Here is a 17,861-nt window from a genome sequence, read left to right on the forward strand (position 1 = left end):
GTCCTCGCGCTATCCTGCCATCCCGTCTCGATCCTGGGCCGCCTTCATGCGCATCGCCTCGCTCTACCGTTATCCCGTCAAGGGCCTCTCGCCCGAGCGCCTAACCTCCGCCGACCTCGCCCAAGGCGCTTATTTCCCGGGCGACCGGCTGTTCGCGATCGAGAACGGCTCGTCAGGCTTCGACCCGGCCGAGCCTGTCCACCAGCCCAAGATCAAATACCTGATGCTGATGCGAAACGAGGTGCTCGCGACTTTGCGCACCCGCTATGACGATGCCAGCGGCGATCTCGTCATCGGCCATGGCGGCAAGGAGTTGCTGCGCGCCAGCACGGCGACGCAAGAGGGCAAGGACAGCATCACCGCCTTCTTCGAAGCTTTCATGCCTGAGGCGTTGCGCGGCCAGCCGCGGCTGCTGCAGGCCCCTTCCGGCTACCGTTTCACCGATTCCCGTTCGGGCTTCGTCTCGATCATCAATCTCGCCAGCGTCGCCGATCTGGAGAAGCGGGTCGGTGCATCGATCGACCCGTTGCGCTTCCGCGGCAATATCATGGTGGAGGGGCTGGAGCCCTGGGCCGAGTTGGATCTGGCGGGGTGCGAATTGACGACGGCAGCCGGTGCGAAGCTCGAGGTGATCAAGCGGATCGAGCGTTGCGCAGCGACCAATGTAGACCCCCAGACCGGCGCCCGCGACCTGCAGCTGCCGAAGGCCCTGATGACGAGCTTCGGGCATGTCGATTGCGGCATCTATTGCAAGGTCCTCGCCGGCGGCCGACTGGCCGAGGGCGAAAGACTGGAGATCGCCGCCGCTCCGGCCGCACTTGGGATCGACTGAGCAATGGAAAAGGGGCCCTCACGAGCCCCTTCTTTCATCTCGACTGCAGCCCGACCGGGATCACTCGGTCGTACCGTCCGTCTCGGAGCCGAGTGCGTCCATGACCTCGCGCGGCGAGCGGCGACGACGCGGGCGCTTCGGCGCGCTCTCGGCCGGAGCGGCTTCCGCAACATCCTGCGGGGCAGCCTCGACGGCGACCGGCACCGGCTCGGCGACAGGTACGCGCACGGGCGTGGTCAGGAAGGACGGCAGCGCGGCAGCGACGTCGCCCGCATTGTCGGCATCGAGTTCAGCCTCGCGCTCGCGGCGCGGACGGCGCTCGGGACGCGGGCCGCGCTCGGGGCGATCGAAGCGACGCTCACCCTGAACCGGCCGCGGCGCCAGTTCCGGCTGCTCGCCCGGAACCGGGATGTCGGAGCGCGGCGCATCGGGGCGCGGGGTGTAGCCGCCCTGGACGTTCTGTCCGCCTTCAGGCCGATCGAAACGACGCTCGCCGCGATCCTGACGATCATTGCGGTCGAAGCGGCGGTTGTTGTTGCGATCGTTGTTGCGCGGCTGACGGTCGAAGCGCTGGCCGTCAGCACCATCGCCATCCTGACGCTGGCCGTTATAGCCATTGCCGTTCATGCCGCCGGAAGCGTTGCGGATCTCCGGCTGCGGGCTGCCCTGCGGGAAGGGCTGTGCCTCGTCGTCGCCGCCCTCGTCCTCGCCCTCGTCGGCATCCTCGTTGAAGGCGCGATTCGGCGGGAAGCTGTGACCGAACTGCTGGGCCATCTGCTCCTGCGCGGCGAGCAGGATCCGATAATAGTGCTCGGCGTGCTGGAAGTAGTTCTCGGCTGCGACCGGATCGCCCGACGATTGAGCGTCGCGCGCCAGTTGCAGGTACTTTTCCGCGACGTGCTGAGCGGTGCCACGGACCTTTACGTCCGGACCGTTCGACTCGTAGCTCCGCTGAAGCGGGTTGGGCGCTTTCCGGTTACCGCTGTTGTTATTGTTGTTATTGTTGTTACGGCCGCGCATGCGCCGGTTCTGACCTGGTCTCATTCGCGTGAATCTCGCGCTTCTGTGCTCAAAGCAACCGTGGGGTCATCATGCGCGTTCCGGTGCACAGCGGGTTGCGTCGCTGCACCGGGTAAGAGTGACCTGAAGTGGCGTAACGCCGCTGGTCTTCACGCGCTCTTTCCAAAAAGGGACCTTCAGTCCCATGAGCCGACTTGCGCCTTGGCGCCTTCGGTATCCAACCTGGCTTGTCAGTTCCGTCGCTTCCCGGACATGTCCTGATGAAGCGACTGGTCCCCGAAGGCCTTGCCTGCGGCTCCGTGCTGACGACACCAGCTTCGGCTAGAATGGTGCATAGCGGGTTTTGGGCGCCGTTCCAAGCAAAATCGCATGAACGGCCGCGAGAATTCAGTCGATCGTGAAGATCAGAGCGCGCGGATGCCCGCCGAGATCGCGGCGGGAGCCTAGCCAGACGAAGCCCCCATCGCGCATGAGCGCGATCACATCCGCCTCCTGGCCCGCACCGATTTCGAACACGACGACCCCGTCGGGTGCCAGCACATCCGGCAACGTCCTTGCGAAGATGCGATAGGGTCCGAGCCCGTCATCTCCGCCATCGAGCGCGAGCCTGGGATCGTGATCGCGAACGGAAACATCCAGCGTCTCGATATTGTCGGTCCGGATATAGGGAGGATTGGACAGGATCAGATCAAAGCGCCGGTCCAGCCCCGCCGTCCACGAGCCCTGCTGGAACAGGCAACGTTCCGCCACACCGTTCAACTGTGCATTGCCGCGCGCCGTCTCACAGGCCTCGGGCGAAAGATCGACGCCTAGGCCCGTCGCCATCGGAAATTCACTGAGCACGGCGATCAGCAGGCAGCCCGTGCCGGTTCCGAGGTCGAGAACCGCCAATGGTTCCTGCCGGCGCCCGGCCAGATGATCGAGGACAGCGTCGACCAGAGTCTCGCTGTCGGGGCGTGGCTCCAGCGTTGCCGCGGACAGCCTGAACGGCAGCCCCCAGAACTCCCTTTCGCCCAGGATGCGCCAGACCGGCTCGCCTGCACGCCGGCGCGACGCGAAGGCCTCGAGGCGCATTTCCTGATCGGCATCGAGCTTCGCGAAAGGATCGGGATCGCGTTCGCCGACGACGCCTTCCATCAGCAGACGCGCATCGAGGGCGGCGCTGTCGCTGCCACCCTCTCTCAGTCTCGCCGCAAGCCTGCGGCGTGCGTCCGCGATGGAAAGGCCCGTCAGCGCCCCTGCATCTTCTCGTTGACGCAAAAGGTCATCTTGGACCGCATCGCCGACTTGCTTTCGCGCGCGCCGGCCATCTCCTGCTGGCAAACCCGGCGCGCCTGCGACTGCGTCATCGCGCCCTGCAATTTCGCCGGCTCTCCCGCGGTCGCGCGCTTCAGGCCCCCCTGCATCGACCGCTCGACCTGAGTCGCCGTGCCCTGCGCCTGGGCTGGTATCGCCAGCACGCCCACCATCAGTGCGGTCATGGCGATGCTCGAGAAAATCTTGGTCATCGGAGGGTCCCCCCTGTTGCGTTATCGATGCCGGTACAACGCGGGAGGGGCAAAGAGGTTTCATCGGCGCTCTTCTGTCGTCGCTCAACCCATGGTCTCCGCCGTGAGCAGCCTGGCCTGATGCTCCGCCGTCAGGGCGTCGATGATATCGTCGAGCACCAGCCCCTGCATCATCTCATCCAGCTTGTAGAGCGTCAGGTTGATGCGGTGGTCGGTCACGCGACCCTGCGGGAAATTGTAGGTGCGAATACGTTCCGAACGATCGCCGGAACCGACCTGGGAGCGCCTGTCCGCCGAGCGTTCGGCGTCAAGCCTGCCGCGCTCTACGTCATAGAGCTTGGCGCGCAGCAGATCGTATGCACGTGCCTTGTTCTTATGCTGGGAACGCTCGTCCTGAACCACGACGACGATGCCGCTGGGCATATGCGTCAGACGCACCGCCGATTCGGTCTTGTTGACGTGCTGGCCGCCCGCTCCGCCGGCGCGCATCGTGTCGATGCGGATGTCGCTATCGTTCAGGACGATATCGACATCGCCGGCGAGCGGCAGCATGGCGACAGTCGCCGCCGAGGTGTGGATACGGCCGCTGGTCTCGGTATCCGGTACGCGCTGGACACGATGCACGCCGGATTCGTATTTCAGCCGTGCATAGACGCCCTTGCCCGCAATCTCGGCGATGACCTCCTTGAAGCCGCCGACCGTGCCCTCGCTCTCAGAGAGGATATCGACGCTCCAGCCCTTCTGTGCGGCATAGCGCTGATACATGCGCAGGAGATCCCCGGCGAAGAGCGAGGCCTCGTCGCCGCCGGTACCGGCCCGGATCTCGAGGATGACGCCGCGCTCGTCGGCCGCATCCTTTGGCAGCAGCGCGATCAGGATCTCGCGGGCACGCGCTTCGATTTCGAGACGGGCCGCATCGCGCTCCTCGAAGGCCAATTCGCGAAACTCGGGGTCGGTGGCGGGGTCCTCGATCAACGCCTCGGCCTCGGCGAGGCTCGTCTGGGCCTGCCGCCAGGTGGCGATCGCGGCGACGACCGGATCGAGCTCCGAGAGTTCCTTGGCGAGCTCGACGGTGCGCGCGGCCTCGGTCGCCGTGTTGATCTCGGCCGTCGCTGCGGCGTGGCGGGCCACGATGGCGTCGAGACGATCCTGCGGGAGCTGAAGGGACATGATAAACTCGAAATCGGAAAACGGGAGGCTCGGACGACGTTCGATGACGTCGCTAGACCGGAACCTTGAACTCGGCCGCGAAGGCCGCAAGCTGCGGGCGCAGGCTGCTGGTGCCCTCTCCGGCCGCCAGGAGCCAGTCGAGCCGCTCGGCGAGCTTGCCCGCGTCGAGCGCGCGCAGCATCGCCTTGACCGGACCGATCGAAGCCGCCGACATCGAGAAGCCGCGATAGCCCAGACCGATCAGAGCCATCGTCTCGAGCGGCTTGCCGCCCATCTCACCACAGACCGTGACCGGGCAGTTCGCTTCGGCTGCGGCCTCGACGATGCTGCGCAGCGCCCGCAGCGCGCCGACGCCGAGCGGATCGAAGCGATCGGCGACGCGCTTGTTCTCGCGATCGGCCGCGAACAGGAACTGCATCAGGTCGTTGGTACCGATCGACAGGAAATCGGCCTCGCGCACGATCTCCGGCAATTCGAACAGCAGCGACGGCACCTCGACCATGACGCCGAGTTGCAGGCTCAGCGGGGGAACATGGCCCTGTTTCTCCAGCATCGCCTGCTCGCGCCGGACGATGGTGCGGGCGCGCTGGAACTCGTCCACCGTCGCGATCATCGGCAGCATGATCTTCATGTCGCGGCCCGAACCCGCCCGCAGCAAGGCCCGCACCTGCGCCCGCAGCAGGCGCGGCTTGTCGAGGCCGATGCGGATCGCGCGCCAGCCCAGCGCCGGGTTCTCCTCCTCGATACGCTCCATATAGGGCAGCACCTTGTCGCCGCCGATATCGAGCGTCCGGAAGGTGACGGGTCGGCCCTGCGCCTGATCGAGGACTGCCGCATAAAGCGCCTGCTGTTCGCTCGTCGTCGGCATGGTCTCGGCGACCATGAACTGCAGCTCGGTCCGGAACAGGCCGATGCCGGAAGCCGCCGTCGCCTCCAGATTCGGCATGTCGACGATGAGGCCGGCATTGATCTGGAGCACGATCGGCACGCCGTCCTTGGTGACGGAGGGCTGGCTCTTGAGCTTGCGGTACTGCTCCTGCTTGCGGGCGCGAAGCCGCGCCTTGTCCTTGTAGGCGTTCTCGACATCGGGCTGCGGGCGGATCTGCACGGCACCGGCCTGGCCGTCGACGATGACGGCATCGCCCGACTGGATCAGCGCCGTCGCATTGCCGATCTCGCCGACGGCGGGGATGCCGAGCGCGCGCGCGACGATGGCGATATGGCTGGTCGGGCCGCCCTCCTCCAGCACGAGGCCGCGCAGATGCGCGCGGTCGTAATCGAGGAGCGCGGCCGGGCCCATCGATCGGGCGATCAGGATGGCGTTCTCGGGCAGTTCCTCGCGCGCGACGCCGTTGGCCTTGCCCGCCAGCGTGCGCAGCAGGCGGTTGGCGAGATCGTCGAGATCGTGCAGGCGCTCGCGCAGATAGGGGTCGGTCTGGCGCAGCATCTTGGCGCGCGTGTCGGACTGGACGCGCTCGACGGCCGCCTCCGCCGTCAGGCCGGTCAGCACGACCTCGCGCATGCGGCGCAGCCAACCCTGGTCATGGGCGAACATGCGGAAAGTTTCGAGGACGTCGCGATGCTCGCCGATATGGGCGACGTCACCGCGCTCGATCAGCTCGTCGATCGAGGCACGCATCTCGGCGATCGCGGCCTCGAGCCGGTTGACCTCGGCGGCGGGGTGCTCGGCGATGAGGTTGGTGATGGCGATGCGCGGCTCGTGAAGCACGGCATGGCCGAGGCCGACGCCGTCGGCGAGCGCGACGCCGATGCCGTGGATTGGACGGTCGAGGCCGATGGAGGCGCCTGGCCGCGCCAGCGACTTGAGGCCGCCTGCCGCGATCATCTCCGCCATGATCATGGCGGTGGTCTGCAGCGACTCTATCTCTTCGTCGCTATAGAGGCGCGAGGCGCGGTTCTGGATGACCAGCACGCCCATCACCGCGCCGCCGCGCAGAATCGGCACGCCGAGGAAGGAGCGATAGATCTCCTCGCCCGTCTCGGGACGGTAGGAGAAGGCGGGGTGGCTCTGCGCGTCGGAGAGCGCCAGCGGCTCGGCCTCGCGCGCGATCAGGCCGACGAGGCCCTCGCCCGCCCGCATCGTGGTGAGATGCACAGCCTCGCGGTTGAGACCTTCGGTCGCATAGAGTTCGAGCGAGCCGTCCTCGCGCAGGACGTAGACCGAACAAACCTCGGCGACGAGATTGCCGGCGATCAGGACGACGAGCCGATCCAGCCGCTCCTGCGGGCTGATCGACGCTGCCATCACCTCACGAAGGCGGCGCAGCAGAACGCCCGATCCTCCGTGAGCGCCTCGCATCGATCCCAGATCCTCCGCCTGCCGCCCGGCCGTTGCGGCCGACGTTCATCGCAGACCAGACACTTGTCGAAGCCGAGTCGCAAGCACCCTCGGCGTTCCCGGCCTTCTAGCCAGCGAAGGCCATGCTCGGCAAGGCCCAGCGAGCCAAAGGTAAAGGACAGCGCCCATTTGCCCCGCTTTCAGCGGAAATCCTTTCGGAAGACCGGATGTGCAGAGAAGGTCGCAGACCGCTCAGGACGATGCCGGCATAATGGCGGACGAAACCGCCGGCGACGACGTGATCGCGACCTTGTCGGAGGGAGGTTTCCTTGCGGCAGGCCGCGCAGCCTTGCCCTTGCGGGCCACTGCGACCGGCGTCGACTTTTGCCCGACCGGCGGGACGATTGCGGCCGGGGCCATGTCGGAGCCCGCCAGGGCGGCAAGATAGCGCTGCGTCCACCAGGCGATATCGGTCGCCTCGATCGTGGCGTAGAGGCGCTCGAAGCGGCGGATGCGCTCCGATTTCGGCATGGCGAGAGCGGTCCGGATCGCTTCGGCTACCTCATGCGTGTCGAAAGGATTGACGATGAGCGCCTCGCCCAGCTGCTGCGCAGCTCCGGCGAAGCGCGACAGCACCAGCACACCGGGATCGGCCGGATCCTGAGCCGCGATGTATTCCTTGGCGACGAGGTTCATGCCGTCTCGCATCGGCGTCACCAGCCCGACTTGGGCGCGACGATAGAAGCCGGACAGCGCATTGCGCGAATAGGCCTTCTTGACGACGCGGATCGGCGTCCAGTCGAACTCGCCCAGCGCCGCATTGAGGCGCCCGGCGACCTCGTCGGACTGCCTGTCGAGCTCGGCATATTCGGGCACGTCGGAGCGCGAGGGTGGCGCGATCTGGAGCATGCCAACGCGGCCGCGCTGGTCGGGATGGCTGCGCAGGAACTGTCCGAACGCCTCGAGACGCTGGACGATGCCCTTGGAGTAGTCGAGCCTGTCGACTCCGACGACGAGCTTGCGCTCGCCCAGCGACTGGCGCGTCGTCCGGAGCGGTGTCGTGGCCGAGCGGACGGATGCCGCCGCCAGCTTCCGGAAGGCCTCGACGTCGATGCCGATCGGAAAGGGCTGCACGATCGTCTCCCGGCGCCCGACCCGCACCTTGCGCCCGTCGCTCCTGGCACCGCACATCGAGACGAGGCCGCCGATCAGGTTGTTGACGTCGATCGCGGTCTGCATCCCGACGAGATCATAGGCGGCGATCGTGCTGGCCAGCGTCGCTGCAAAGGGCAGCGCACCGAAGACCTCGGCCGGGGGCCAGGGGATATGGTGGAAATAGCCGATGCGGTTGGTGACGCCGCGGCGGCGCAGTTCGGCCGCCAGCGGGATCAGATGGTAGTCGTGGATCCAGATGATGTCGTCTGGCTGCAGCATCGCCATCAGCGCCTTGGCGAAGCGGCGGTTGACGGCAAGATAGCCGGCATAGTCGGCCCGCGAGAACTCGGTCAGGCCGAGCCGGTAATGCATCAGCGGCCAGAGAGCGCGGTTCGAGAAGCCGAGATAGTAGGATTGGCGCTCCGCCTCGGTCAGATCCGTGACCGCGTAGGTGACCTTGCCCCGCTGCATCACGCTGGGCGCCGCCGCCACCTCGCTGACCGCGCCGCTCCAGCCGAACCAGAGGCCGCCCTGTTTTTCGAGGGCCTCGCGCAACGCCACCGCCAAGCCGCCGGCTGCCGCCTTTTCATTGCGCTCGGGAATCGTGACACGGTTAGAGACGATGACGAGACGCATGACGGGTCGGTTCTCCCTGGTCGGCCTGGGGCCTGAACGTGGCGGATGCCCGAAATTCGACACTGAGGCAGGAACAGAACGCCGCTGCGAGCGTAATGTTTCCATGGGCGCGCGCCGATCTTCGGCGTCGCGATGTCGGCCTTGCGTTGAAAACGAGGCGACGGGGGCAGGCTGAAGGCAGAATGTGGCGAGTTCGAGAGCATGCCTCGCGATGCGTGGCGATCCCCGCGATCAAGGCCGTCGGGCCGATCCCGCGCCGCGTTTCCGCCGGTTTTGTTGGCCAGACAGGCTGAGATGATGACATTCACCGAACCCGGAACCGTCAGTGATGCCCGCGACCTGGCTGCGGCCGAGGACGGCATCGCACTGTTTCTCGATTTCGATGGGACTCTGGTGGAGATCGCCCCGGCGCCCGACGAGGTGCGGCTCGACCGGCGGGTGCCGGCAGCCCTCGATTCCCTGCGCCAGGCGCTGGGCGGCGCGCTCGCTTTGGTGTCCGGGCGGCCGGTCTCGTTCCTCGACGCCGCGCTCACCCCCTATCGTTTCGACACGGCCGCGCTGCATGGCGCCCAGATCAGGCTCGACGGCGAGATCCAGTCCCAGGTCGAGGTGCCCGCTGAAATGCGCGGCGCGTTGCGCGACCTCGTGCGTTTCGCGAACAGCCATGTCGGCATCATCGTCGAGGACAAGCGCATTTCGGTGGCCCTGCACTGGCGACTGGCGCCGCAGCTCCATGACGAGGCGCTCGACCTGATGCGTGCAATCGCCGTCCGCATGGGCCCGGCGATCCGGTTGCAGGAAGGCAAAGCGGTCGCCGAGCTCGTTCCCGCCCAAGCCAGCAAGGGCACGGCCATCGCCCAGCTGATGCAGGCTGCCCCCTATGCCGGTCGCCTGCCGGTCTTCATCGGCGACGACATCACCGACGAGCACGGTTTCGAGGCCGTGAATGCGCTCGGCGGGCTGTCGATCCGGATCGGCGCAGGCGCGACCTGCGCGAAGCTGCGCCTCGATTCACCAACCGCGCTGCGCCGCCTTCTTCTCGACGCCGCCGAGCGCGGCAGCCTGACCGCCTCCAGCTTCTCGCAAGGATGACGATGACAGTTTCGACGACGACGGCAGCGGGGCTGCATTCCGCCTCGCTCGACCTCGGCGTGATCGGCAATTGTTCGATCGCAGCCCTCATCGACCGACGCGCGCGCATCGTCTGGGGCTGCTTCCCGCGTTTCGATCGCGATCCGGTCTTCTGCGCGCTGATCGACAATCAGGCCGAGGACGGCGACGCCATGCCCCGCAAGGGCGTCTTCGCGATCGAACTCGTCGGCATGACACGCTGCGAGCAAACCTATCTCGACAACACGGCGATCCTGTCCTCGGTGCTCTCCGACGATCAGGGCAACGCCATCGAGATCCTCGATTTCGCGCCGCGCTTCGTCCGCTATGAGCGCTTTTTCCGGCCGCCGCAGCTCGTGCGCCGCGTGCGCCGGATTTCCGGCCGGCCGCGCATCCGCACGGTGGTCAAGCCCTGCCTCGGCCTCGGCGAGGAGCCGGACGAGATCACGCGCGGCTCCAACCATGTCCGCTTCGTCGGTGCCGACCAGACCATCCGGCTGACGACCGATGCGCCGATTTCCTATGTCGTCGACGGCGTGCCCTTCGCCGTCGACCGGCCGTTCTCCTTCTTCATTGGCTCGGACGAGGCGCTGCGGGCCGAGATCGAGGAAACCGCGCGAGAGTTTCTCGACAAGACGACGGACTACTGGCGCGACTGGGTGCGGTCGCTGTCATTGCCCTTCGAATACCAGCGCGAGGTCATCCGGGCCGCGATCACGCTGAAGCTCTGCGCCTTCGAGGAGACGGGCGCAATCGTCGCGGCGCTGACGACATCGATCCCGGAAGCGCCGGGAACGCAGCGCAACTGGGACTACCGCTTCTGCTGGCTGCGCGACGCCTATTTCGTCGTCCACGCGCTGAACCGCCTCGGCACGACGCGGACGATGGAAGACTATCTCGGTTTCATCACCAATATCGTCGACACCTTTTCCGAAAGCGGCGCCGAGCACCTGCCGCCGCTCTATCCGATCACGCGTGGCGGCGCGCTCGACGAGTTCGAGGCTCCGAGCCTGTCGGGATATCGCGGCCATCAGCCGGTGCGCTTCGGCAATGGCGCGGCGACGCAGATCCAGAACGATGGCTACGGCGCGGTCGTGCTGGCGGCGACGCATTCCTTCTTCGATCAGCGCCTGATCCAGCCCGGCAAGGAGGCCCTGTTCGGCCAGCTGGAACGGATGGGAGAACTGGCCATCGCCTATTTCGACAAGCCCGATGCCGGCCCCTGGGAGCTACGCGAGAAGGAGGCCGTCCATTCCTTTTCAAGCGTGATGTGCTGGGCGGCCTGCGACAGGCTGGCGCGCATCGCCGGCACGCTCGGCCGCGCCGAGCGCAAGGAGTACTGGAAGGGCGAGTCGAAGCGGATCAAGGCCTTCATCCTCGAACGCATCTGGAACGAGGAGCGAGGACATCTGGTCTCCACCTTCGGCGGCGAAGACCTCGACGCCACGCTCCTGCTGGTCTCGGAGCTCGGCTTCCTGAAGCCGGACGATCCGCGCTTCGTCGCCACCGTCGAGGCGATTGGCCGCGATCTGACGCGCGGCGACCTGCTGCTGCGCTATGCGACGCAGGACGATTTCGGCTTCATGCACACCGGCTTCCTGATCTGCGCCTTCTGGTATGTCGATGCGCTGAACGCGATCGGCCGCGCCGACGAGGCGAAGGCCCTCTTCGGCCGCATCCTGAAACGGCGCAACAGCTTCGGCCTGCTGTCCGAGGACGCCGATCTGCACACCGGCGAACTCTGGGGGAATTTTCCGCAGACCTATTCCCATGTCGGGCTGATCAATTCGGCGATGCGGCTCAGCCGGGACTGGGAAGAGGCGTTCTGAGGAGCTTGGCGTCATGGTCGGGCTTGCCCCGACCATGACGCGTTCGATCCTGATGGAGATGCTCGGGTCTGCGCTACGCTTCGCCCGAGCATGACGCTCTCCAGCTCACTCCATCAACTTCGCCGCCCGCATCACCGACAGCGCCAGCGTCTGCGCTGCCGGGACGATGCTCTCGACTTCCAGGAACTCGTCCGGCGTATGCGCCATGCCGCCGATCGGGCCGACGCTGCACAGAGTCGGCGTGCCTTGAGCGGCCGTGAAGCCTGAATCGGCGCAGCCACCGGTGAACTCCGCGATGGTGGCGATGCCAAAACCGGCCGCCGCCTCGCGATAGGCCTCGAACAGCTTCTGTGATTCGGCCGTGCCTTCGAGGGGTAGGAACTCACCCTTGATCGACAGCCTGGCGCTGGTCTCGGCCACGATAGGCGTCTCGATGATGACGCGGATGGCCTCGACGAGTTCGCTGCGCTGAGCGGCCGTGACATAGCGCAGGTCGATCTCGCACCAGGCATTGGGCGCGACGGTGTTCACCGTCTGCCCGCCGCCGATCAACCCGACATTGACGGTGATGCCCTTGGCGAGGTCGGTCAGACCCTGGAGCTTCGGAATCTTGTGGCCGAGATCGACGATGGCCGAGGCGCCCTTCTCGTAGTTCGCACCGGAATGGGCAGGCTTGCCGATGAACTCGGCGCGCATGAAGACGCCGCCCTTGCGGCCGCTGGTGACCGACTGCCGATGATCGCGGGCGAATGTGGTACCGGCCGGAAGTCGGCTGGGCTCGGCATTGAAGACGCAGCGCGACTCGCGCGCGGCGGCCTCGATGACCGGGCGGGAGGATGGCGAGCCGATCTCCTCGTCGCTGGTCGTCAGCATCGTCAGAGGAGCCGACAGGCCACCGCATTCGGCGAAGGCCGCCGCGACGAAGGCCTCGATCACGAGACCCGCCTTCATATCGGCGACGCCCGGCCCATAAGCCCGACCGTGCTTGATGGTGAAGGGGCGCCGCGTCGGCTCGCCCTTCGGGAAGACGGTGTCGCGGTGGCCGAGCAGCAGGACCGGGCGCTGGTCGTTCGCGGTCGGGTTCGGCAGGCGCGCCTTCACCGCATCGCCGAAGCGAGCATCCGGAATGATCTCGACCTCGAGTCCATTCTGGGCATGGAAGCGGGCGATGACCTGGCCGGCGCGGTCGACGCCGTCCTTGTCGTAGGAGCCGGAGTCAGTGTCGACCATCTCGCGCAGCAGCGCGACCATCGCCTCCTTGCGGCTGGCGAGCCAGTCAACGACCTTGGCTTCCTCGGACGTCATTGCGCTCATCATTCGTTCTCATGGTTCCGGACGGGACTATCCGGCAGCTTAGACAATGAGCGTCGCACCCGGTAGCACCATGATGCCACCGGCCCTTCGCAAAAATGCGGGGCGCGCTACTTCGGCGCCACCATTTTGCGGATCAAAGCATCTCGGGCGATCCGGGCGGCGGTGCGAAGCGCCTCGTCATCCAGCCTGCGTGCAGGCTGCTCGATCGCCCTGGCGTAATAGCCCAGCGCCAACTGGTCGGAGGAGATGCCGGCATAAAGGTCCCCGAGGCGCTTGTTGGCCTGGAGCGCCGCCTCGGGCTTGCTCGCCGCCTCCTCGAACACGCCGATCGCCCCAGGCGCATCGCCGGTTCGCGCCTTCAGCTCGGCCAGGGCCAACAGAATCCGGACATCGCCACCGCGCGCGGCGTGCGCCGCCTCGGCATCGGCCAGCGCCGCCTTGAGATCGCCCTCGCCGGTCCGCGCCTCGATCCGGACCAGCAGCGCGTCGGCGTCCGCCGGCATCGTCGCCAGACGCGCCACCGCATCCTCGGCGGCTCCGCGGAAATCGCCGAGGCCAAGTCTGGCCTTGGCGCGCAGCAGCACCAGGTCGGGCTCCGGCGTGGGTGCCGCGAGCGCTTCAGAGGCGAAACGCTCGGCGGCCACGAGATCACCCGTCGCCAGATTGATGCGCGCGGCCAGCGCCCGCCAACGCGGCTCGTTGGGCTCGATGCGGAGCGCCATGGCGACATCGGTCAGGGCAGCGGGATTGTCGGCCATCAGCAGGAGCCGAGCCCGCTCGCCATAGGCCCGGGCGCGATCGGGAGCACGCCTGATCGCCTCCCCGAAATCGGCATGGGCGGCGTTGCTCTGGTTCAGCCGCAGGCGTGCCAGCCCGCGATACAGGAACAGGTCGGCCGTATGTCCCGGCGTCATGCCCGAGCTCGCGGCCTTGAACGGGACCGCAGCGTCGTCGATCGCCCGCGTGAGGTCGGGCACCGCGTCGAGCGACAGTCCCATGCTTGCCAAGGCCATTCCGCGAATGGCGATAGCAGCGAGATTCGAACGGTTCGTGCCGAGCACCGCGGCCGAGACCGCTCGAGCCTCGACGGCATCGCCCTTGGCGAGCAGGGCGCGGGCCCGCAGCGCCTCGCGGAAAATTTCACCGCCCGTTCCCTCGCGCTTCCAAGCTTCCAGCTCGGCCAACGCCTCGTCGACCCTGCCGGTCTCGATCAGTGCGACCACGAAATCGTCGTCCTGCAGGAACTGGCGCCGATCAACCGCAGTCAGCCGCCTGGTCTCACGCAGGTCGGCGAGGGCCGGTTCTGGGCGACCGGCCATGAGCAGGGCCTCGCCTCGCATCTCGATGAGATAAGGAGCGGACGGGTCGCGCTCCAGAAGCCGGTTCAGATCCGCGATGGCCGCCTCGTAGTCGCCCTTGCCATGGGAGGCCATTGCGCGTGTCAGCAGCGCGCTCTTGAGCTCGTCGGAGCCGGTCGGCGCGCGGCGAACGGCGCTGTCGGCGTCGGCCCAGGCCCGCTCGTAAGGTCGCAGATCGGCTCCGAAGCGATAATCCGCCAGGTGTCCTTGCGCACGGGCGATGGTCGCGACGAGATAGTCGGGCGCAGCCGCCACGGCGAGATCGAGATCGGCGATCTGGGCGTCATAGGGCCGAGCCTGTGAACGCAGGACCAGCATGTCGGCCTTCACCTGCGGCGTAGTCGCCAGTTCGACAAGCCTGTCGCAGCTTGGCATGCGGAGCGGATCGTCTCGCTTGCCGCAGCGCGCCTTCAGTTCTGCCTCGTCGAGCTCGGTCACGAGGATAGGCTTCGGCTTGTCAAACTCGGCGACCCTTGCCGCATGGCGCGCCCGCGAGGTGATGTCGTAGTCCATTCTGGCATCGGTTCGGGCAGCGGACTGCGCGAGGACGGCGCGGGCCGCAGCCCGATCGCCAGAGGCCAGCAGGATATCGGCCTTGAGTTCCTGTGCATCGAACAATGTGGGGCCAAGTTCGATCGCCTTGTCGGCATCGGCGGTGGCGCCGGCAATGTCCTTCATCGCGAGCCGGACAGCGCCGCGCGTGGCATAGGCGCGGCCATATCGCGGCGCCGCCTGCAGCACGGCTTCCACATCGGCCAGCGCCGCGCCGAAATCGCGACGGGCCAACCGGGAACGCGCACGGATCTCCGTCAGGTCGTACTGCGCCGGAAAGGCCTGCAGCCCCTCCGTCGCCTCGCGGATGGCGGCCTCATAGGTGCCGAGATAATACAGGCTGCGGGCCCTGGTGATCGAGGCCTCGCTGCCGCGGAAGCCGAGGTCGCGGGCCCTGTCGATCTGCGCGATCGCATCGCTATAGCGCCCGGTGGAGTAGTGCAGCAGGCCGAGCATGTACTCGCTGCGCGGATGCCCCTTCTGCCAGAACAGCCCCTTGCGGATGTCCTCGCCCGCGCCAGCGAAATCATACTGCAGCAGCTTGAGATAGCCGCGATTGGCATAGTTGTCGGCGTCGAAGGGATCCTTCTCGAGTGCGACGGTAAAGTCAGCCATCGCGCCGTCCTGGTTGCCCAGGCCGAAGCGGATCTGCGCCCGATCGCGGTAGAGCGCGCCGAAATTCGGCACCAGCCGGATCGCTTCGCTGTAATCCTTTTCTGCCTCGGCCAGGCGGCTGAGGGCCCAGTAAGCCTGGGCGCGACTGAGCAGTGCCGAGGCCTTGACCTTCTGGTCGCCGCGCCCCTTCAGCACGGTCGTGCAGGCTGCGATGGATTTTTCGGTCTTCTCGGCCTTGCAGAGCGCGATCGTCTCTGCCTTCTGGGCCGAAGCGGGCGCTGTGGCGATGGTTGCAGCCAGCGAGACCGTGAGCGCCGCCAGCCATCCGATCCGCGAGAACGAGCAGGCCATCGCCACCTCCCTCATGCCCGGGCTCGCGCATAGCATCGCTCGGCGCGCGCCAGCTTACGCTAGGACAGCGTAGCATGAGCGGGCGGGCGCCGTCATGCCGGCGCGGGAGGGCATCACCCGGATCATCAAAGCCCGCCTGCCGCAGCCGGGCCTCGCCTAGATCCAGCGGCGGGCCGGGCTGAGCGCCTCTGCCCGCGCGTTTCGGAGGCTCAGCGGCGGCTTTCCAGCGCCATGCGCAGCGCGAAGCCTGCGAGCATGGTGCCCATCAGCCAGCGCTGCACCAGCGACCAGAAGGGTCGCGTCCGCAGGAAGACCGCGATGCTGCCTGCGGCAATGGCGATCATGGCGTTGACTGACAGGCTGATGGCGATCTGCATAGAGCCCAGCGTCACCGATTGCGCCAGAACGCTACCCGCAGCCGGATCGATGAACTGCGGCAGCAGCGCCAGATAGAGCATGGCGATCTTGGGGTTGAGCAGGCTCGTCAGGAAGCCCATGCCGAACAGCTTGCGCGGCCGGTCATGCGGCAGGTCGCGAACCTGGAAGGGCGAACGACCGCCCGGCCGCAGCGCCTGCCAGGCCAGCCACATCAGGTAGAGCGCGCCGCCGATGCGCAGCGCGTCATAAGCGTAAGGCACAGCGAAGAGCAGCGCCGTGATGCCGAAGGCGGCGCTGAGCATGTAGACGATGAAGCCGAGCGCGACGCCGCCGAGCGAAATCAGACCGGCCACGCGTCCCTGCGCGATCGAGCGCGAAATAAGATAGATCATGTTGGGGCCGGGCGTGACCACCATGCCCAGGCAGATCAAGGCGAAGGCGGCAAGCTGGGTGGTGTCGGGCATGGCGCGGCTCCTGAACTGCCCCAGGCTTCGCAGAACCCGCGCTGCGGCACAATCGCCACCGCGGCATGGCGGTTCTCCGCGCTGCGCCGGCGCCGGGCCGGCCAGGGAACTCCGCGCCATCGAGATGGTTGTCTCGCCTGACCCGGAGTCCGGGTGGGGGGATCAACGATGACGCTGTTCAGCCGCATTCTCTACACGGTGATCGCATTTGCGCTGCTCGCCGCTTCGATCATGCTGATCGGAGTCGCGGTCTGGCGCACCGCGACGGGCTACTGGACCGGGGACAACGCGCTGGAGACAATGCTGGACGGCATCGGCCTGATCATCATCGCGGTCGCCGTCGCCGATGTCGGCAAGTTCCTGTTCGAGGAGGAGGTCGTCGCCGACCGCGAACTGCGCCGCCCGGCCGAGGCGCGGGGATCGCTGACCAAGTTCATGACCATCATGATTGTCGCGCTCAGCCTGGAATCGCTCGTGCTGATCGCCAAGACGTCGCGCGAGACGATGGGGAACATCATCTATCCCGGCCTGCTCGTCTTCCTCGCGGTGACCGCGATGGTCGGGCTCGGCCTGTTCCAGAAGCTCAGCCAGAACGCGACCGCTGCCGTGCCTCCGGACCATGCCGACGCTGAGAAGGGCAAGGCGCCTGGTCAGGGCCGGCCCCGCTCGCAACAGACCGAGGACGCGCAAGCCGTGTCAGTCTGATCGACCTAGCCGCAGAGGCTGTCAGTTCACGACGTCGACCAACATTAGGTCGGTATCCTCAGGCTTCGCGCCGGCCGCTGTCAGCATGGCGTGAACCTGGCCGCGATGATGCGTCTGGTGGTTGAACATATGCGTCACCAGGAGGCCGACGGGCTTGCGCATCTCGCGCTGCGTCGCGCCGGAAAACCATGTCAGGTCTCCCGCCAGCCAATCGTTCGAGAGACCAGCGGCCCAGTCGGTGATCGTCTGGTCGAAGGCCGTTCGCTCGGCTACGAGTTCGTCCCAGTTCGCCACCAGCCCGGGGGAATCGTGGATGCGGGCCGCCGGCTTCGGCGTATCGGCGAAGCGCGAGAGCCACATCTGGTCGGCCCAGAGCAGATGGCAGAGCGTGCCGTGGATCGACTGGAAGAAGGCGCCGCGATCCAGCCGCCGTGCGGCATCGTCTAGGCTCGCCGCGGCGGCGTAGAGGCTGCCGTTCTGCCAGGCATTGTAGCACGCCAGCGTGCGGACATAGGTCGTATCGATCATGGCGAGGCTTCCCGGAGATGCGCTTGTGGCAACCCTA

14 protein-coding genes are annotated in these 17,861 nt (G+C 66.9%); 4 read left to right on the plus strand and 10 right to left on the minus strand.

Annotated elements, in window-relative coordinates; translation table 11 throughout:
* The first annotated feature begins 46 nt into the window (after nt 1-46).
* On the plus strand, nt 47-832 hold the full coding sequence (locus tag AC1RMY_RS20250; RefSeq protein WP_492867573.1) for an MOSC domain-containing protein: 786 nt from the start codon (nt 47-49) through the stop codon (nt 830-832).
* A gap of 60 nt (nt 833-892) precedes the next feature.
* Here the strand turns inward: AC1RMY_RS20250 and AC1RMY_RS20255 are convergent, their stop codons facing one another.
* From AC1RMY_RS20255 to AC1RMY_RS20280, 6 genes are all read right to left on the minus strand, one after another.
* Nucleotides 893-1,852 (minus strand): DUF4167 domain-containing protein, encoded by a 960-nt coding sequence (locus tag AC1RMY_RS20255; protein WP_492867575.1) that lies wholly within the window; start codon nt 1,850-1,852, stop codon nt 893-895.
* Nucleotides 1,853-2,239: 387 nt separating this feature from the next.
* Nucleotides 2,240-3,112 (minus strand): peptide chain release factor N(5)-glutamine methyltransferase, encoded by an 873-nt coding sequence (gene prmC, locus AC1RMY_RS20260; RefSeq protein WP_492867577.1) that lies wholly within the window; start codon nt 3,110-3,112, stop codon nt 2,240-2,242.
* Nucleotides 3,082-3,360: a hypothetical protein gene (locus AC1RMY_RS20265; protein WP_492867579.1), complete on the minus strand. Its 279-nt coding sequence runs from the start codon at nt 3,358-3,360 to the stop codon at nt 3,082-3,084. Before AC1RMY_RS20265 ends, prmC begins: the two co-directional genes overlap by 31 nt.
* Before the next feature lie 84 nt (nt 3,361-3,444).
* Nucleotides 3,445-4,530 (minus strand): peptide chain release factor 1, encoded by a 1,086-nt coding sequence (gene prfA / locus AC1RMY_RS20270; RefSeq protein ID WP_492867581.1) that lies wholly within the window; start codon nt 4,528-4,530, stop codon nt 3,445-3,447.
* A gap of 52 nt (nt 4,531-4,582) precedes the next feature.
* Nucleotides 4,583-6,850, minus strand: coding sequence for a phosphoenolpyruvate--protein phosphotransferase (ptsP, locus tag AC1RMY_RS20275; protein WP_492867582.1), 2,268 nt, complete (start codon nt 6,848-6,850; stop codon nt 4,583-4,585).
* A gap of 231 nt (nt 6,851-7,081) precedes the next feature.
* Nucleotides 7,082-8,620, minus strand: a complete 1,539-nt coding sequence (locus AC1RMY_RS20280) for an alpha,alpha-trehalose-phosphate synthase (UDP-forming) (protein WP_492867584.1) — start codon at nt 8,618-8,620, stop codon at nt 7,082-7,084.
* Between the two features lie 294 nt (nt 8,621-8,914).
* Between AC1RMY_RS20280 and otsB the strand changes: the two genes are divergently transcribed.
* Complete coding sequence (otsB, locus tag AC1RMY_RS20285; RefSeq protein WP_492867586.1) at nt 8,915-9,712, plus strand: trehalose-phosphatase; 798 nt, start codon at nt 8,915-8,917, stop codon at nt 9,710-9,712.
* 2 nt (nt 9,713-9,714) lie between these two features.
* Complete coding sequence (locus AC1RMY_RS20290) at nt 9,715-11,559, plus strand: glycoside hydrolase family 15 protein (RefSeq protein ID WP_492867588.1); 1,845 nt, start codon at nt 9,715-9,717, stop codon at nt 11,557-11,559.
* Between the two features lie 105 nt (nt 11,560-11,664).
* Here the strand turns inward: AC1RMY_RS20290 and AC1RMY_RS20295 are convergent, their stop codons facing one another.
* The 3 genes from AC1RMY_RS20295 to AC1RMY_RS20305 form a co-directional block, all read right to left on the minus strand.
* On the minus strand, nt 11,665-12,864 hold the full coding sequence (locus AC1RMY_RS20295) for a M20 family metallopeptidase (protein WP_492867884.1): 1,200 nt from the start codon (nt 12,862-12,864) through the stop codon (nt 11,665-11,667).
* 116 nt (nt 12,865-12,980) lie between these two features.
* On the minus strand, nt 12,981-15,764 hold the full coding sequence (locus tag AC1RMY_RS20300) for a tetratricopeptide repeat protein (RefSeq protein ID WP_492867590.1): 2,784 nt from the start codon (nt 15,762-15,764) through the stop codon (nt 12,981-12,983).
* Nucleotides 15,765-15,958: 194 nt separating this feature from the next.
* Nucleotides 15,959-16,591 (minus strand): LysE family translocator, encoded by a 633-nt coding sequence (locus AC1RMY_RS20305; RefSeq protein ID WP_492867592.1) that lies wholly within the window; start codon nt 16,589-16,591, stop codon nt 15,959-15,961.
* A 168-nt stretch (nt 16,592-16,759) separates the two neighbouring features.
* On the opposite strand from AC1RMY_RS20305, the gene AC1RMY_RS20310 reads away from it, so the two are divergent.
* Nucleotides 16,760-17,296 (plus strand): GNAT family acetyltransferase, encoded by a 537-nt coding sequence (locus AC1RMY_RS20310; RefSeq protein ID WP_492867594.1) that lies wholly within the window; start codon nt 16,760-16,762, stop codon nt 17,294-17,296.
* A 21-nt stretch (nt 17,297-17,317) separates the two neighbouring features.
* Here AC1RMY_RS20310 and AC1RMY_RS20315 read toward each other — a convergent pair whose 3' ends face one another.
* Nucleotides 17,318-17,824 (minus strand): DinB family protein, encoded by a 507-nt coding sequence (locus tag AC1RMY_RS20315; RefSeq protein WP_492867596.1) that lies wholly within the window; start codon nt 17,822-17,824, stop codon nt 17,318-17,320.
* Nucleotides 17,825-17,861 lie beyond the last annotated feature (37 nt).

The organism is Allobosea sp. GW822-FHT03F07, from assembly GCF_058801345.1.

Coding starts and splice junctions, on each gene's coding strand:
- AC1RMY_RS20250 (WP_492867573.1), top strand. CDS start 47: ATGCGCATCGCCTCGCTCTACCGTTATCCCGTCAAGGGCCTCTCGCCC.
- AC1RMY_RS20255 (WP_492867575.1), bottom strand. CDS start 1,852: ATGCGCGGCCGTAACAACAATAACAACAATAACAACAGCGGTAACCGG.
- AC1RMY_RS20265 (WP_492867579.1), bottom strand. CDS start 3,360: ATGACCAAGATTTTCTCGAGCATCGCCATGACCGCACTGATGGTGGGC.
- prfA (WP_492867581.1), bottom strand. CDS start 4,530: ATGTCCCTTCAGCTCCCGCAGGATCGTCTCGACGCCATCGTGGCCCGC.
- ptsP (WP_492867582.1), bottom strand. CDS start 6,850: ATGCGAGGCGCTCACGGAGGATCGGGCGTTCTGCTGCGCCGCCTTCGT.
- AC1RMY_RS20280 (WP_492867584.1), bottom strand. CDS start 8,620: ATGCGTCTCGTCATCGTCTCTAACCGTGTCACGATTCCCGAGCGCAAT.
- otsB (WP_492867586.1), top strand. CDS start 8,915: ATGATGACATTCACCGAACCCGGAACCGTCAGTGATGCCCGCGACCTG.
- AC1RMY_RS20290 (WP_492867588.1), top strand. CDS start 9,715: ATGACAGTTTCGACGACGACGGCAGCGGGGCTGCATTCCGCCTCGCTC.
- AC1RMY_RS20295 (WP_492867884.1), bottom strand. CDS start 12,864: ATGACGTCCGAGGAAGCCAAGGTCGTTGACTGGCTCGCCAGCCGCAAG.
- AC1RMY_RS20300 (WP_492867590.1), bottom strand. CDS start 15,764: ATGAGGGAGGTGGCGATGGCCTGCTCGTTCTCGCGGATCGGATGGCTG.
- AC1RMY_RS20305 (WP_492867592.1), bottom strand. CDS start 16,591: ATGCCCGACACCACCCAGCTTGCCGCCTTCGCCTTGATCTGCCTGGGC.
- AC1RMY_RS20310 (WP_492867594.1), top strand. CDS start 16,760: ATGACGCTGTTCAGCCGCATTCTCTACACGGTGATCGCATTTGCGCTG.
- AC1RMY_RS20315 (WP_492867596.1), bottom strand. CDS start 17,824: ATGATCGATACGACCTATGTCCGCACGCTGGCGTGCTACAATGCCTGG.